Source organism: Butyrivibrio sp. WCE2006 (assembly GCF_000701985.1).
Taxonomy (GTDB): domain Bacteria; phylum Bacillota; class Clostridia; order Lachnospirales; family Lachnospiraceae; genus Butyrivibrio.
The window spans coordinates 20,410-35,681 of the sequence record NZ_JNKH01000023.1; the positions used below are offsets into that span (position 1 = coordinate 20,410).

Consider the following 15,272-nt stretch of genomic DNA (forward strand, 5'->3'; position numbering starts at 1 on the left):
TTCAAAAACATGATTGCTTTAAAAATCAAAAATACCAGACAATTCATGAGTGTACTTCTTGCGTCAGAAGTTTTTGATGATTTTTTATTGGAGAGCGCTGAGCTTCACACAGCTAACACATATCACATTGATGGGAGAGTGAATAAAGAATTTTTTATGGCAGATGATGAACAGATTCCGCCATATGATCTTTCGGAGTGGAGGAGCTTAAAGCCTGTCTGCTATGAGCTTATAAAGGGGAAAAGGACACCGCTTTCTTTTAAGTTTGTGATGTGCGTATCTCCGGATGAAAAGTTAAAGCTCCTGCAGGAAGAATATAACAGTAGCGTTTCATCACTGGTTTTTATGCTCAGATTTAAAGAGGGCGAGATAATACTTACTACAGGTGTGGCGTTATCGGGATTCACACTTGATAAGTCCTTTGAAAAAATCTGGGATGATTATATGAGACGTTTTCTTACAGGTGTGAATATTGATTTCGAAGAACTTTAGATTCTGGTTTTTCTTCAGAAAAACAAAAGGTTTTTAAATGTGAAAGAAGAAACAGAGTAATTATTTGGAGGTGAATATGATAAGACGACCTGATTATGTAAAACCAGGATGTACAATCGGAATAACAGCACCATCTTTTGGCCCTTCAAGCGAGCCATACAGATCAATGTATTTTGTGGCTAAGAAGAAGTTGGAGGAGAGAGGCTATAAAATCGCTGAGGGGGATACTCTTTTTAAGAATGACGGCATTGGTATAAACACTGATCCCAAGGTTGCAGCAAAAGAGCTGACTGAGTTTTATAAGAGAAGTGATATTGATGCTATAATTTCTGCCGGCGGCGGTGAGCTCATGAATGAGACAATAGCCAATGTGGATTTTTGGGCATTAAAGGACAGTAAGCCCAAGTGGTATCTGGGATATTCAGATAATACGAATTTCATTTTCCCTATGGTAACTATAGCTGAGGTGCAGGGAATTTATGGCCCTTGTATATCAGGCTTTGCTAAAAAATGGGAGCTTCCTGAGGAGGATGCGTTATCTCTCCTTGAGGGAACAAAGACAGAGTTTTCTGGCTATGAGAAATATTTAAATCCTTTCATTAAAGACGAAGAGAGCGGAGAGAAACCGGAAGAGCCTGTGGATTATACCACGTACAATTTTGATGTACCATATGAGTACAATTCAAGAAAAGAGCTGACGAGCTTTTTATGTGACAGCAAAAAAGCAGTAAAGGCAGATCCGGAGACAGAGATAGGTATGCAGGGAATCCTGCTTGGTGGATGCGCGGATGTTCTTGCAAACCTTGTTGGAACGCGCTTTGACAACATGAAGGAGTTCAATAAAAAGTACAAGGATATTATATGGGTTCTGGAAGCCTGTGATCTCACGCCGATGAGCTATAGAAGAACTATCTGGAACATGAGAGAGGCAGGATGGTTTGAGAACGCGAAGGGATTTGTGATTGGCAGACCTCTGGCAGCCTTTAATCAGGAGATGATGGGGGCTGATCACTATAATGCTGTTACAGATGTTGTCGCCGGGCTTGGAGTGCCGATAATCATGGATGCAGATATCGGACATATTGATCCCATGATTCCTTTAGTTATGGGTGCAGATGCGGCAGTAAAGGTAAAGGGAAACGATATCAGAATTACATATACAAAATAGCGTTTCGAAGATAACCGGGATCTTTAAATCCGGTTGCTGTGAGCACTGTAAAGTGTAAGCAGTAACTTGCGAAGCGGCTTTTTATAAGTTAGAATATCTTTCATGAACTCATTAGAATTATTATTGGTATATCTTGGAATAATGAATATTATTAGCTTTCTTGCCATGGGTAGTGACAAGAGGAAGGCTAAAAGGAATGCTTTCAGGACACCGGAATCAATCCTTTTTATACTGGCTGTTATGGGGGGCAGCATAGGCAGTATTCTCGGAATGTATATTTTCAGGCATAAGACTAAGCATTGGTATTTTGTGGTTGGAATGCCCATGATCTTACTTTTGCAGATAGCATTAGTTGTGGCTGTAAAGATGTCACCGATAGAGGTCCTGTTCAGGTAATTTATTTAATAGGGAATTCTTATTTTATTAAGGGGATGCAGAAGAATGCATATAGCAGTTTTTGATGATAATATCGCTGACAGAAGGCAGATGGAACGTTTGCTTAGGCGTCAGTCTGACAGATATCAAAAAGAGGGGAAGGAACATTTTTATATCGATCTATATGGTAATATCGAGGCGCTTATGCGTTTCCCTCAGCTATATGACATAATCTTCATTGATATGGCAGAGCCCGAGTCTGAGGATAGCCATTTTAAAAATGGAATGGATGTAGCAAAGCTCCTATTTGAAGCCGGTGGATTAAAAAATGTTGTAATGTGCGCCTCGAAGCATGACTATAAAGCGCTTGCAAAAGACGCCGGATTATTCGATGAACTTTTGTTTATTGATAAGCCCATAAAGGTCAAAGAGCTGGAGGATATGCTTACGGAATGTGAGAGGAGACTCGGAGATCCTATTCCTACTCTTGAACTTAGAGGTGAGAAGGATACGATTTACGCCAGGGAGAATGATATCGTCTGTGCCGAGATGACAAGTGAGCATCAGGCTGCTATGTTTTTCTCAGATGGCAGAGAGCTTTCTATCATCACAGATATTTATAATTTATATGAGCAGTGTGAGATTTTTACTTCAATATGCCCTATATCACAGAATGCTCTTATAAATGTGCTTCATATAAAGGATGAAGGCTTTGGATGGGTCCTCATGGATAATGGCAGAAAAATAAAGGTAGCCTTTGCATACCGCGGTAATATCAAGGAAATAAGAAGACGCCTTGCGGCAAAGGAGGCTGAAGAGAAATCAAAAATGATCGAGAAGGTATCAAAGCAGACAAATGCAAAAGTAAAATAAAACCACAAACCATTTAATACTGTTTTTTATTATAAAAATATCCCGGGTGATCAGGAGTGATTCACCCGGGATATTTTACTTGAATCAAGTAGTTAAATTATTTATTTTTTCCTTCAACTTCCTGCATCTTCATTGCACGAACCTTGCAGGAAAGACCAAACAGATTTATGAAGCCCTCTGCATCGTGATGGTCATAGAGGTCGCCTGTCTTAAAGGAAGCGATTGACTCATTATAAAGTGAGTAGGGTGAAGAAGTACCTGCCTTGATGATATTCCCTTTGTAAAGACGGAAGGTAACTTCACCGGTAACATACTTCTGAGTTGACTCGATGAATGCCTGCTCAGCTTCGCGAAGGGGAGTAAACCATTTTCCTTCATATACAAGATCTGCGAACTTATTGCCCATATCCTTTTTCATGGTATAGGTATCGCGGTCAAGAATGAGCTCTTCGAGCTGCTGATGAGCTTCGTAAAGGATTGTTCCGCCGGGAGTCTCATAAACACCACGGGACTTCATACCAACGACACGGTTCTCAACGATGTCTACGATTCCGATACCATTTTCACCACCCAGCTTATTGAGAGTGCGGATGATATCAGAAACCTTCATTTCCTTACCATTTACGGACTTAGGTACGCCGCCTTCAAAGGTCATTGTAACGGTAGTAGGTTCATCAGGAGCATCCTCGGGAGTGCATCCAAGGACAAGGAGGTGCTTGTAATTGGGTGCCTGTGCAGGATCCTCAAGCTCAAGTCCTTCATGTGATATATGCCAGAGGTTGCGGTCACGGCTATAGCTGCTGTCAGCAGAGAATGGAAGGTTGATACCATGCTGCTTACAATATTCGATCTCAGATTCACGGGAATCCATTGTCCACTTGTCACTTCTCCAGGCAGCGATGATCTTGATATCAGGTGCAAGTGCCTTGATTCCAAGCTCGAAACGGATCTGGTCGTTGCCCTTACCTGTTGCACCGTGGCAGATGGCAACAGCGCCTTCTTTTCTTGCAATCTCTACGAGCTTCTTGGCAATGAGCGGACGAGCCATTGATGTACCAAGAAGATACTTGTTTTCATAGACAGCGTGTGCCTGAACGCAGGGAACTACATATTCATCACAAAACTCATCGATTACATCTAATATATAAAGCTTAGAAGCGCCGCAGCTTGTTGCTCTCTCTTCAAGCCCGTCAAGTTCCTCTTCCTGTCCGCAGTCGATGCATACGCAAACTACTTCATAATCATAATTCTCCTTGAGCCACGGAATGATCGCTGTTGTATCAAGACCACCCGAATATGCAAGTATAACCTTTTCTTTAGCCATGTCTTCCTCCTTTAATCAATACCGTCTGAATATCATTGCTTATCGAAAAAACAATAATGTCTATTTATAATCTAACGGATTTGTTTTTGCTGTACAAGCCGAATATACATCATTGTATGATTATTTGCAATAGTTTTATGCATAAAAATTTATAATATTCACATTTTATGCATAAATATAAATAATGCTTGCATAAACATGAGATGTTGATTATACTGAGTTGCAAAGCATATAATAAACGATGTATTGAGAATAACGAATATATAAAGGAAGGCACGGTTATGATTAAGGTAGGAATTATAGGTGCTACAGGATATGCGGGAGCTGAGATCGCAAGACTGATCTATTCCCATCCTGAGGCTGAGATAGTCTGGTACGGTTCAAGAAGTTATATTGATGAGAGATTCTCATCAGTGTATGGAAACTTTTTTAATGTAGTAGATGCTAAATGCATGGATGATAATATGGATGAGCTTGCGGATAAAGTAGATGTGATTTTTACCGCAACACCCCAGGGATTATGTGCCGGACTTGTGAATGACAATATATTAAGTAAGGTAAAGATAATAGACTTATCCGCTGATTTCAGATTAAAGGATGTAAAGATCTACGAGAAGTGGTACGGGATTGAACACAAGGCACCTCAGTATATAGATGAAGCAGTGTATGGACTTTGTGAGATCAACAGGGACAAGATAAAGGATGCAAGAATTATAGCTAATCCCGGTTGCTATACGACCTGCTCAATTCTTACGGCTTATCCTCTTATAAAGGAAAAGCTTATTGATCCTTCAACTCTTATCATTGATGCTTTGAGCGGAACTTCAGGAGCAGGAAGAGGAGCAAAGACAGCAAATCTTTTCTGTGAAGTTAATGAAAGCGTAAAACCCTACGGAGTTGCAAATCACAGACACACGCCTGAAATCGAGGAGCAGCTGGGTTACGCAGCAGGGGAGAGCTTTACAATTAATTTCACTCCTCATCTTATCCCCATGAACCGTGGAATACTTGCTACAGAATATGCATCATTGGTGAAAAAAGCTGATGGCAAGCTCCCTACAGCAGATGAGATAAGAGCAGCCTATGAGAAATACTATAAGGATGAGAAGTTTATAAGACTTCTTCCTGAAGGAGTATATCCCGAGACAAGATGGGTTGAGACGAGTAATTATGTGGATATCGGATTTAAGATAGATGAGCGCACAGGCCGCGTTATCCTGATGGGAGCTATTGATAATCTGGTAAAAGGGGCAGCAGGTCAGGCAGTTCAGAATATGAACATTCTTTTTGGACTTGAAGAGAGCATGGGACTTGATTTTGTTCCTGCATTTCCATAAAGAATTGGATTCCGAATGATTTTTCCTTGTTATCGTTCGGAAAATCTATAAAGAAGATTAAGGTGGAGTAAGTCATGGTACGCACAATGACCATTGAAGATTATGCAGAAGTTTATGCACTGTGGAATTCTATAGACGGTTTTGGAATAAGGACCATCGATGATTCTTTTGAAGGAATATCGATGTTCATTAAAAGGAATCCCACAACCTGTGCAGTTGATGTTGAAGATAACAAAATAGTCGGAGCAATCCTGTGTGGACACGATGGAAGGCGGGCATGCTTTTATCATGTATGTGTGAATAAAGAGTACAGACGCCATGGAATCGGTAAGAGAATGGTCGAGTTTTGCATAGAAAAGCTTAAGGAAGAAAAAATCAATAAGGTATGTCTAAACGCTTTTGTGACGAATAAAGTCGGCAATGCCTTCTGGCAGCGTATGAATTGGACCTTGAGATCAGATATGAACTACTATGACTTTACATTAAATGAAGACAACCGCACGGAATTTGTTACATGCTAAAGAGCTGGTTCACTTACTATTTAAAGCGGGATAAAACTATTGTTTTGAAGGAGACAAAAATATGAAGCGTATTCAAGGCGGTGTGACTGCAGCAAAGGGATTCAAGGCTGCAAGCTGCGAGGCAGGAATTAAATATATAAACAGAAAAGATATGATGCTGATTTACAGTGAATCTCCATGTACGGCAGCAGGAGTATTTACCAGTAATGTTGTAAAGGCTGCTCCGGTTGTGTGGGATAAGGAGATATGCAATGGAATTCATCCTGTTCATGCTATAGTCGGTAACTCAGGAATAGCCAATGCCTGTACAGGAGAGCAGGGAAGAAAATTATGTGCTGAAACTGCCGGGGCAGTGGCACTTCTTCTGGGGATTCCTGAGGATTCAGTTCTGGTGGCTTCTACAGGTGTGATCGGAATGCAGATGAATATGGAAGCTGTAAAGGGCGGTATTGCTAAAATGGTTCCGGAGCTCTCTGATTCAGAAGATGCAGGTACAGGCGCAGCTGAAGCTATTATGACTACAGATACGCACTCCAAGCAGATGGCAATGGAATTTGAGATTGGCGGGAAAACCTGCAGAATCGGCGCTCTGGCTAAGGGATCAGGTATGATACATCCCAACATGTGCACAATGCTTTCCTTTATGACAACGGATGTTGCAATATCCAATGAGCTTTTACAGAAGGCATTAAGGTCAGTAGTTGTTGATACATTCAACATGATATCTGTTGACGGCGACATGTCTACAAACGATTCACTTATGGTAATCGCCAACGGAGATGCTGCCAATCCTGTGATCACAGAAGAAAACGATGATTATAAAACCTTTGTGGATGCACTTTATGCCATCTGCGAAGAAATGGCAAGAATGCTGGCAGGCGACGGCGAAGGTGCAACCGCACTGTTCACTGTAAAGGTTGTCAATGCAGATACAAAGGAAAATGCAAGAACACTGGCAAAGTCTGTTATCTGCTCATCTTTGACAAAGGCTATGATCTATGGTCATGATGCAAACTTTGGAAGAATACTTTGCGCACTTGGTTATTCAGGTGTTCTGTTTGATCCCGACAAGATAGAGCTTTCCATTGAAAGTTCAAAGGGAAGCATTTTACTTTTTAAGAACGGAGAACCACAGCCTTTTGATGAAGAATTTGCCACTGAGGTTTTATCCCAGAAGGAAGTAATTGCAATAGCTGATATGCATACAGGTAACGATGAGGCAACCGCCTGGGGATGTGATCTTACCTATGATTATGTAAAGATCAACGCTGATTACAGATCCTGATTATGGAGTCTGTTACTGTTTAAAGTTTAGGGAGGAACCATTCCGACCGGTAAGGCAGGATTACAAAGTAATCTTTCCGGTAGATATTTGAGGAGGAAGAAGCAATGGACAAAGATATGCAGGAAGTGCTTAAAAAGGCGGAGGTACTTATCGAGGCTCTGCCATATATTCAGAAATATAATCGCAAGATTATCGTTGTTAAATACGGCGGAAGTGCCATGGAAAGTGAAGAGTTTCAGAAAAATGTAATTAAGGACGTTACACTTTTAAAGCTTGTTGGCTTTAAACCTATAATTGTTCATGGCGGTGGAAAGGCCATCAGCAAATGGGTAGGTAAGGTTGGTAAAGAGGCTGAGTTTGTTAACGGACTTCGCGTGACAGATGAAGAAACCATGGAGATTGCTGAGATGGTTTTAAACAAGGTGAACAAGTGCCTTGTGAGAATGGTTCAGGAGCTTGGCGTTAAGGCTATCGGAATAAGCGGTAAGGACTCCGGACTTTTAAAGGCTAAAAAGAAGCTCTCCGGTGGTCAGGACATAGGTTTTGTGGGAGATGTTGAGAAGGTTGATCCCAAGATACTCTATGATCTTATGGATAATGATTATCTTCCCATAGTCGCACCGGTTGGAATGAATGAGGATTTTGATACCTTTAATATAAATGCTGATGATGCAGCCTGTGCCATTGCAAAGGCTGTGGGAGCTGAAAAGCTTGTGTTCCTCACAGATATTGAAGGCGTTTACAAGGATATAAATGATAAGTCCTCGTTTATTTCAAGGCTTACCTGTTCTGAGGTTGATGAACTGATTGCAGGCGGCAATATCGGAGGTGGAATGCTTCCAAAGCTCCAAAACTGTACAGACGCAGTAAAAGAAGGCGTACACAGAGTCCATATTCTTGACGGAAGAATTCCTCACTGCCTGTTGCTTGAGTTCTTTACCAACAAGGGTGTTGGAACCATGTTTGTGGCAGATGATGATGAAAAAGAGGAATAAAGCAGGAAAATAGCGTTTATAGAGAGGAAGTAGAAATTTCATGAGCACAATGAAGGAATATATAGACGAGGCTGAAAAAGACCTTTTACATACTTATAACAGATATCAGGTGGTGCTGGATAAGGGAGAGGGAGTTCACCTCTATGACCTTGAAGGAAAAAGCTATCTTGATTTTGTGTCAGGAATCGGAGTATTCGCCCTTGGCTACGGGAATAAGGATTATAATAATGCCTTAAAAAATCAGATTGATAAGGTCATTCATACCTCTAATTATTATTACAATGTACCTGCAATTGAGGCTGCAAGAAAGCTTAAAGAAGTCTCAGGCATGGACCGCGTATTTTTTACAAACAGCGGAGCTGAGGCCGTTGAGGGTGCACTTAAGGCAGCCAGAAAATATGGCTTTTTAAAGGATGGCAGAACTGACCATGAAATAATCGCCATGAATCATTCCTTTCACGGAAGAACCTTTGGAGCTCTTTCAGTGACAGGAAACAGTCACTACAGAGAAGCTTTCGAGCCCATGATTGGTAACATCTGCTTTGCCAACTTTAACGATTTTGAAAGTGTTAAGGCTCAGGTTACAGATAAGACAGTTGCCATTATTATGGAGACTGTTCAGGGAGAGGGCGGAATTTACCCTGCAACAGAGGAATTCCTTAAGAATGTAAGGCAGCTCTGTGATGAAAAGGATATACTTCTCATATTGGATGAAATTCAGTGTGGGATGGGAAGAACAGGATACATGTATGCATGGCAGAAATACGGAGTTAAGCCTGACATTATGACTACTGCCAAGGCTCTTGGATGCGGCGTGCCTGTAGGAGCTTTTCTTATGACTGAAAAGGTGGGGCAGAATTCACTGGTTGCCGGAGATCATGGCACTACCTACGGCGGTAATCCCCTGGCAGGTGCTGCAATCAACAAAGTCCTTGATTTATTCGAGACTAAACATATAATAGATAACGTGAGAGAGGTTTCGGATTATCTGGAGGAGCGCCTTGATGAACTCAAAGAGCGCTATGAATTTATAATAGATCGCCGTGGAAGCGGACTGCTTCAGGGACTTGAGTTTGATCATCCCGTGGCAGACACGATTAATAAAGCATTGGAAAAAGGTCTTATTCTTATCAATGCTGGAACAAATGTAATACGTTTTATCCCTCCGCTCATCATTACAAAGGAAAATGTAGATGAGATGATTAGTATCCTGGAGCCTTGCATTAAATAAGTTATCGGTTGCGAGGTTTATATGAAAATGAGATTCAGGCTGCTGGGAGCAGTTCTTTTGGTAGCGCTGCTTTTGGCAGCTTTATATTATTCTAAATCGGGTGTCAGCCTCCATGAGGAACGCCCTATTTTTGGTTCAAATGATAAAACCACTGTCAGATTGTGGTATACGGATTCAGCAATGACTGACTATCTGACAGGCAGAGTTGTTGAATATAATAAGAAGAGTAAAACCACCAGAGTAGAGTTGGAGCTGGTATCAGGTCTTGAATATCTTGAAGCCATTAACAAGGCGTCTGCTGAGGGTGATAATTTCCCTGATGTTTTTATAATGACACACGACGGCCTTGAAAAGGCTTATCTTGCAGGACTTGCGGGAGAAATCAGAAATCCTGAGATCCTGGATGATAAGGCTCTTGGATTTAGTGATGCTGCCAAAAATGCTGTTACATATAAAGGTAAATACATAGCATATCCTTACTATTTTGAGACCAGTTCTCTTTTATACAACAGGACATATCTTGAGGATGAAGTAAGGGCCAGGGCTCAGGCTGAGATTGATGCAGAAGAGGGCGAAGCTGCACAGGCTGCGGCAGATGCCGGGGAGATTGAAGGCGCAGACATAAACTCAGACGAAGCCGGTGAAGTTGTATATGATGAAGCTGAGGCTGAAGGAGAGACGGCAGCTATTGAGATTAGTCAGGAGCAGCTTGAAGCTAAGGTACAGGAGATGCTTCCCAAAACAATAGAAGATATTTTGCTCTTTGCGGATAACTACAATGCTCCTGATACTGTAGAGTCAGTATTTCAGTGGGATGTAACCGATATCTTCTATAATTATTTCTTTGTTGGGAATTATCTTAATCTTGGCGGCAAGTCAGGAGATGATATCAGTCAGATCGATGTTTATAATGAGAATACCATTAACTGTATGAGCTTTTATCAGCAGCTTAATCAGTTCTTTGCCATTGATGAGAGCGCTGTGAATTATGATAAGGTTCTGCAGGATTTTATAGATGGAAAAACTGTATTCACTGTGGCAACATCTGATGCCGTTGCCAAAATCGAGGCGGCAAAGAGTGAAGGAAAATGCAGCTTTGATTACGGTGTTACAACCATGCCTGCTCTTAACGAAAACTACGGCACAAGAACTATGTCAGTAACCAACTGCCTTGCGGTAAACGGCTATTCGGAGCATCCAGATAAAGCTAACGATTTTGCTGCTTTCCTTTGCAGTGAGAATACTGATACATGTTATACCATGAGTGGGAAACTCATAGCACATGAGGGAGTACCATACAATAACGATTCTCTTGATTCATTTTTAAGTGTTTATGGCAATTCTGTACCGATGCCAAAACTCATGGCTACAAGTAATTTCTGGGTTAAGCTTGAAATTGCTTTTGCAGATATCTGGGACGGGGCAAATGTTAACGATACTTTAAAGACTTTGTCCGAAAATGTTAAGCTTCAGATTAATGGCTCAGAGGTCGAAGAAGAGAGACTTCCCGATGCTACGGTTGTTATAACTGAAGGGCAGGAAGAATAAAAATTCACAAAAGATTTATCTGATTGGCTGTCTTTTTTGTAATTGTTACGAAAATGTTACAGCCATCTTGCTTTAAGAATTTATTTCCGTTATTATGAAGATGGACTTAATAAAGTTCATGCGTGGTGGGGCCTCCATTTTTATCCTGGAGGAGACATGCATAAAAATATTACAAAATGCTTTATATTTATACTTTTGACCTGTAGTTTATTTACATCCGGTTGCAGTAAGAAAAATTCGGGTATGATCATTTATGAACCTGATGGTCCGATTACTGAGGACAGCGCGGATGAGAGCTTACAGGGGACTTTTTCTGAAGATAGCAGCTCTGCAAAGAGCAGTGAAGCATTATCTGATACTACGGAAAAGGAGCATACTTCCCAATCTGAAAATAGCGATAGTATAGCAGATGAACAGGCTGCGCAGATAGTTATTCCAAGTACCGTTATGGTGCACGTCTGCGGGGCTGTTTTGTGCGAGGGAGTCTATGAGCTTCCTACAGGCAGCAGAGTGGTGGATGCCATAAAAGCGGCAGGAGGTTTTTCAGAGGATGCTGACAGCGACTTCATAAATCAGGCACTTGTGCTTGAGGATGGAATCAAGATTAAGGTTCCTACTACTGAGGAGAGCGCTTCCATAGCTGAAACGGATGGAAGTCAAAAGAGAGCAGATATTGGCGAACAGGTCGGAATTATCGGAGCACCATCTGATAGTTCTTCTGCATCGGAAAAGGACGAAGGGAAAGTAAATATAAATTCAGCAACAGAGGATGAGCTTTGCAGTATTCCCGGAATAGGGCCCAGCAGAGCAAAAAGCATTATTGCTTACAGAGAAGAAAACGGTAGATTTGGAACTATCGAAGATATCAAAAAAGTGACCGGTATCAAAGATAAGTTCTTTTCAAAAATAAAAGATCACATAACAGTTTGATTAGTTGAATGGAGTAGAAGAGATGGCAAAAAGGGTATTAGTTGTTGATGACGAGAAGACAATTGTAAAAGGAATCCGTTACAGTCTTGAACAGGACGGAATGAAGGTTGACAGTGCTTTTGATGGCGAAGAGGCATTGCAGTTTGCTCACGATAATACCTATGACATAATTCTACTTGATGTTATGCTTCCTAAAATGGACGGATTTGAGGTTTGCCAGCAGATAAGAGAGTTTTCCAATGTGCCGATAGTAATGCTCACTGCCAAGGGTGATGATATGGATAAGATCCTTGGGCTTGAATATGGCGCTGATGATTATATCACAAAGCCTTTCAATATTCTTGAGGTGAAGGCCAGAATCAAGGCTATCATGAGAAGAACCAATAAACCCGAGGTACAGGAGAAGGTACTGAACTTTGGTGATCTTATGATAAACGAGGAGTACAGAAGAGTATACGTCGGCGAGAGAGAGATCAACTTAACAAGCAGAGAGTTTGATGTTCTTGAGTTTCTGGTATCGACTCCCGGTAAGGTTTATAACAGGAGTGAGCTGCTTCTTGCAATCTGGGGAGATGATTTCCCGGGCGATGAGAGAACAGTTGATGTACATGTCAGACGACTCAGAGAAAAGCTTGAGAATAATCCCAGTGAACCTCGTTATGTGAGGACAAAGTGGGGCTCAGGCTATTACTTTCAGGCTTAATTAGGGAGCTCTTATGATTTACAATCCTTTTAAAAGTCTTAGATTCAGGATATTTTTGATTGTTTTTCTCACGGGGCTGGTTTCATGCCTCGTGATTCATTATGCGATTCTTGAAAGCTACGAAGACCGTGCTGTTAATGTCAGAGAGACGGAAGTTTCTACACAGCTCATGATTCTGGCTAATCATTTGATCAATTACAACTATTTTTCTGATACAACTTCAGATGTAATAAATGCTGAGCTGGATCTTCTTGCCAATCTGTATGATGGACGAGTTATGGTTATAGACAGTAATCTTACTATTCGCAAGGATACCTATGGTATAAGCGAGGGTAAGACCATAATTTCCGAAGAAGTGGTTAAGTGTCTGAAAAGCGGAACCAGTGGATCTTCAACGGTATACGACAGGAATAACCATTACATCGAAATGACAGCACCTATCACTGAGACGCTGACCTATGAAAGCGGCGACAGGGCTGCAGAGACTGCCACAGAGGATGTGGTCAGAGGAGTGCTTCTGATCAGTGTTTCTTCTGAGTACATTTCAACGACTATGGATATTCTCACAAGAAGAGCTGTAACTATAGAGGTTATTGCAATTCTGCTGATTCTGGTGATGGCGTGGTATATGTCAGGGAGACTCCTTAAGCCCTTTGACAGGATTTCTACGGCTATTAATGATGTAAGAGCAGGCTTTACAAATGAACCTATTCCGGCATCGGATTACTATGAAACCGAGCATATCATACAGGCATTCAATCAGCTTCTTGTTAAGATGAATGCTCTTGATACATCAAGACAGGAATTCGTTTCAAACGTATCACATGAACTTAAGACACCAATCACATCAATGAAGGTACTTGCTGATTCACTTATCATGCAGGAGGATGTCCCTAATGAAGTCTACAGGGATTTCATGGAGGATATAGCAGCAGAAGTGGACAGAGAGAATAAGATAATCAACGATCTGTTGGAACTTGTAAGGATGGACAAAAAGGCTACTCCTCTTAATATCACATCGGTAGATGTGGTGCAGATGATGGAGGTCATTCTTAAGAGAATGAAGCCGATAGCAAGGAAGCATAACATAGAACTTACACTTGAAACAACAAGAGAGATTACTGCTGAGATCGACGAGATAAAGCTTTCACTGGCACTTATGAATCTTGTCGAGAATGCAGTTAAGTACAATAAGGATGATGGCTTTGTCAAGGTTAAGCTGGATGCTGATCATCAATATTTTACCTGTGAGATCAGTGATTCCGGAATCGGAATTCCGGAGGACAGTCTCGATAGGATTTATGAGAGATTTTACCGTGTAGATAAGTCAAGATCCAGAGAGATTGGCGGAACAGGACTTGGTCTTGCCATAACTCACAATGCTATTTTGATGCACAGAGGAACGATAGAGGTTAAGAGTGAGGAAAATGTGGGAACTACATTTACTGTGCGTATTCCTCTTATATACATGCAGTCTTTGGAACAACAAAAAATATGAATATGACAATTAAAAAAATATCAAATTTAATAATGTGTTTTTTGCTTGTGTTTGGATGCATGTCAGGATGTGGTAATGAGGATGTCTCCGATGGGAAAAACAATGTCAAGGTTTACTACCTGAATTCTGATGAGACAGGGATTATTTTTCAGGAGTACGTTGTGGCGGCAGACATGAATGATACCGAGAAGGTCATAGATGAGCTGCTTACACAGATGAAGACCATGCCTGAAAAGCTCGAATATGAAGCGCCTATTTACGGACCTGTTAATCTGTTATCCTATTCATTGCGCAATGATATCCTTACGCTGGATTTTGCCAATACTTATACCACAACCAAGAAGACTACTGAGATTCTTGACAGGGCAGCGATGGTAAGAACCCTGACTCAGATTCCGGGAGTGGAATATGTGACTTTTACTGTGGAAGGAGCTCCACTCCTTGACGGGAACGGCAATATGATCGGCAACATGGCTGCAGATAATTTTGTATATAATGCGGGCAACGAGATCAATGCGTATGAAAAGGCTGAGCTTGTGCTGTATTTTGCTACCGAAGATGGACAGGAGCTTGTTCCTGTTTACAGAACTGTTGTATACAACAGTAATATTCTGATGCAGCGACTTGTTATTGAGCAGGTTATAAGCGGCCCTAATACAGACCTTGCCTATCCTACCATAAATCCTCAGACAAAAATCAACTCCGTATCAGTAAGAGACGGAGTGTGCTATGTGGATTTTGATTCAGTTGTGAATATCAGGACAAATGACATGGATCCCAAGATTGCACTTTACTCTCTTGTTAATACTATCTGTGAAACTGCGGATGTTAACAAGGTGCAGATTTCAATAAACGGTTCTTCCGATGTTAATTTTATGGAAAAGATATCACTCGGAACCGTGTTTGAGAGAAATCTCGATATTGTAAGGCAGTAACAGGTTAAGGACTCTGCTTAGACAAGTTCCACCGGGCTTGTGATGAACCTTACAAAG

General features: G+C 41.2%; 15 protein-coding genes. 14 read left to right on the forward strand and 1 reads right to left on the reverse strand.

Going from position 1 to position 15,272, the window contains the following annotated elements; genetic code table 11:
- Window positions 1-9 precede the first annotated feature (9 nt).
- From T501_RS13300 to T501_RS13315, 4 genes are all read left to right on the forward strand, one after another.
- Window positions 10-492: a DUF5721 family protein gene (locus T501_RS13300; protein WP_044915316.1), complete on the forward strand. Its 483-nt coding sequence runs from the start codon at window positions 10-12 to the stop codon at window positions 490-492.
- A 76-nt stretch (window positions 493-568) separates the two neighbouring features.
- Window positions 569-1,660 carry a S66 family peptidase gene (locus T501_RS13305; protein WP_081843160.1) on the forward strand — a complete coding sequence of 364 codons (1,092 nt, stop codon included), beginning with the start codon at window positions 569-571 and terminating at the stop codon, window positions 1,658-1,660.
- 102 nt (window positions 1,661-1,762) lie between these two features.
- On the forward strand, window positions 1,763-2,056 hold the full coding sequence (locus tag T501_RS13310) for a DUF1294 domain-containing protein (RefSeq protein ID WP_026510733.1): 294 nt from the start codon (window positions 1,763-1,765) through the stop codon (window positions 2,054-2,056).
- A gap of 45 nt (window positions 2,057-2,101) precedes the next feature.
- A complete protein-coding gene (locus T501_RS13315) occupies window positions 2,102-2,908 on the forward strand; it encodes a hypothetical protein (protein ID WP_044915318.1) in 807 nt (268 codons plus the stop codon).
- Between the two features lie 97 nt (window positions 2,909-3,005).
- On the opposite strand, the gene T501_RS13320 is transcribed toward T501_RS13315, so the two are convergent.
- Window positions 3,006-4,232: an argininosuccinate synthase gene (locus T501_RS13320; protein ID WP_026510735.1), complete on the reverse strand. Its 1,227-nt coding sequence runs from the start codon at window positions 4,230-4,232 to the stop codon at window positions 3,006-3,008.
- A 281-nt stretch (window positions 4,233-4,513) separates the two neighbouring features.
- Between T501_RS13320 and argC the strand changes: the two genes are divergently transcribed.
- The 10 genes from argC to T501_RS13370 all read left to right on the forward strand — a co-directional run bounded on the left by argC (window position 4,514) and on the right by T501_RS13370 (window position 15,215).
- Window positions 4,514-5,569 carry an N-acetyl-gamma-glutamyl-phosphate reductase gene (gene argC / locus T501_RS13325; protein ID WP_044915319.1) on the forward strand — a complete coding sequence of 352 codons (1,056 nt, stop codon included), beginning with the start codon at window positions 4,514-4,516 and terminating at the stop codon, window positions 5,567-5,569.
- A gap of 74 nt (window positions 5,570-5,643) precedes the next feature.
- Window positions 5,644-6,090, forward strand: coding sequence for a GNAT family N-acetyltransferase (locus T501_RS13330; protein ID WP_026510737.1), 447 nt, complete (start codon window positions 5,644-5,646; stop codon window positions 6,088-6,090).
- 61 nt (window positions 6,091-6,151) lie between these two features.
- Window positions 6,152-7,375: a bifunctional ornithine acetyltransferase/N-acetylglutamate synthase gene (gene argJ, locus T501_RS13335; protein ID WP_044915320.1), complete on the forward strand. Its 1,224-nt coding sequence runs from the start codon at window positions 6,152-6,154 to the stop codon at window positions 7,373-7,375.
- A 104-nt stretch (window positions 7,376-7,479) separates the two neighbouring features.
- A complete protein-coding gene (gene argB, locus T501_RS13340; RefSeq protein WP_026510739.1) occupies window positions 7,480-8,370 on the forward strand; it encodes an acetylglutamate kinase in 891 nt (296 codons plus the stop codon).
- 49 nt (window positions 8,371-8,419) lie between these two features.
- A complete protein-coding gene (locus T501_RS13345) occupies window positions 8,420-9,601 on the forward strand; it encodes an aspartate aminotransferase family protein (RefSeq protein WP_081843163.1) in 1,182 nt (393 codons plus the stop codon).
- 21 nt (window positions 9,602-9,622) lie between these two features.
- Complete coding sequence (locus T501_RS13350) at window positions 9,623-11,149, forward strand: sugar ABC transporter substrate-binding protein (protein WP_044915323.1); 1,527 nt, start codon at window positions 9,623-9,625, stop codon at window positions 11,147-11,149.
- Window positions 11,150-11,305: 156 nt separating this feature from the next.
- A complete protein-coding gene (locus tag T501_RS13355; RefSeq protein ID WP_050008308.1) occupies window positions 11,306-12,079 on the forward strand; it encodes a helix-hairpin-helix domain-containing protein in 774 nt (257 codons plus the stop codon).
- 22 nt (window positions 12,080-12,101) lie between these two features.
- Window positions 12,102-12,782, forward strand: a complete 681-nt coding sequence (locus tag T501_RS13360; RefSeq protein WP_026510741.1) for a response regulator transcription factor — start codon at window positions 12,102-12,104, stop codon at window positions 12,780-12,782.
- 13 nt (window positions 12,783-12,795) lie between these two features.
- The gene (locus T501_RS13365) at window positions 12,796-14,280 is read left to right on the forward strand and encodes a sensor histidine kinase (RefSeq protein ID WP_044915326.1); all 1,485 of its coding nucleotides are present in this window, start codon (window positions 12,796-12,798) and stop codon (window positions 14,278-14,280) included.
- A complete protein-coding gene (locus T501_RS13370; protein WP_049945804.1) occupies window positions 14,277-15,215 on the forward strand; it encodes a GerMN domain-containing protein in 939 nt (312 codons plus the stop codon). Before T501_RS13365 ends, T501_RS13370 begins: the two co-directional genes overlap by 4 nt.
- Window positions 15,216-15,272: the final 57 nt, after the last annotated feature.

Coding starts and splice junctions, on each gene's coding strand:
- T501_RS13365 (WP_044915326.1), top strand. CDS start 12,796: ATGATTTACAATCCTTTTAAAAGTCTTAGATTCAGGATATTTTTGATT.
- T501_RS13320 (WP_026510735.1), bottom strand. CDS start 4,232: ATGGCTAAAGAAAAGGTTATACTTGCATATTCGGGTGGTCTTGATACA.
- T501_RS13330 (WP_026510737.1), top strand. CDS start 5,644: ATGGTACGCACAATGACCATTGAAGATTATGCAGAAGTTTATGCACTG.
- T501_RS13305 (WP_081843160.1), top strand. CDS start 569: ATGATAAGACGACCTGATTATGTAAAACCAGGATGTACAATCGGAATA.
- T501_RS13350 (WP_044915323.1), top strand. CDS start 9,623: ATGAAAATGAGATTCAGGCTGCTGGGAGCAGTTCTTTTGGTAGCGCTG.
- T501_RS13370 (WP_049945804.1), top strand. CDS start 14,277: ATGAATATGACAATTAAAAAAATATCAAATTTAATAATGTGTTTTTTG.
- argB (WP_026510739.1), top strand. CDS start 7,480: ATGGACAAAGATATGCAGGAAGTGCTTAAAAAGGCGGAGGTACTTATC.
- T501_RS13355 (WP_050008308.1), top strand. CDS start 11,306: ATGCATAAAAATATTACAAAATGCTTTATATTTATACTTTTGACCTGT.
- argC (WP_044915319.1), top strand. CDS start 4,514: ATGATTAAGGTAGGAATTATAGGTGCTACAGGATATGCGGGAGCTGAG.
- T501_RS13310 (WP_026510733.1), top strand. CDS start 1,763: ATGAACTCATTAGAATTATTATTGGTATATCTTGGAATAATGAATATT.
- argJ (WP_044915320.1), top strand. CDS start 6,152: ATGAAGCGTATTCAAGGCGGTGTGACTGCAGCAAAGGGATTCAAGGCT.
- T501_RS13300 (WP_044915316.1), top strand. CDS start 10: ATGATTGCTTTAAAAATCAAAAATACCAGACAATTCATGAGTGTACTT.
- T501_RS13315 (WP_044915318.1), top strand. CDS start 2,102: ATGCATATAGCAGTTTTTGATGATAATATCGCTGACAGAAGGCAGATG.
- T501_RS13345 (WP_081843163.1), top strand. CDS start 8,420: ATGAAGGAATATATAGACGAGGCTGAAAAAGACCTTTTACATACTTAT.
- T501_RS13360 (WP_026510741.1), top strand. CDS start 12,102: ATGGCAAAAAGGGTATTAGTTGTTGATGACGAGAAGACAATTGTAAAA.